At 47.9% G+C, this 328-nt stretch carries 1 protein-coding gene; it reads right to left on the bottom strand.

The features are described 5' to 3' along the window. Positions 1-144: 144 nt before the first annotated feature. On the bottom strand, positions 145-328 hold a 184-nt coding region (locus P0G09_RS16595; RefSeq protein ID WP_275253211.1), incomplete at its 5' end, for a hypothetical protein.

The raw sequence follows: 328 nt of genomic DNA, 5'->3' as shown, positions 1-328 counted from the left end.
CCACCGAGGTGAAGAACATCTGGAAATCCAACGGCGCAAAGCCCGGCATGGTTCTGTATGAGGTGTACACCACCTTCTACATCAATCCCCGGGATGGGCTGGAAGAACAGCTGAAACAGAAAAAGTAAAGAATGACACTCTCCGTCAAAGCCTGCGAGCCCTGACGGAGAGGACCTTTTTGTATAAAGCGCCCCATTCCGGTGCATCCTGAAAGGCGGGGGAGTTTTCCACGCGAAATCGTGGAACGCGGTATGCAAAATGCACAAAAAATGCGCCAAAAGACCGTGCGGAGAAAATAAAAAAGAAAAATACGATTTTTTTGAAAAAA

This window comes from Faecalibacterium sp. DFI.5.82 (genome assembly GCF_029076575.1).
GTDB lineage: Bacteria > Bacillota > Clostridia > Oscillospirales > Ruminococcaceae > Faecalibacterium > Faecalibacterium duncaniae.
The sequence above is the reverse complement of the archived record's forward strand: the minus strand, read 5'-3'. Positions and strand labels throughout refer to the sequence as shown.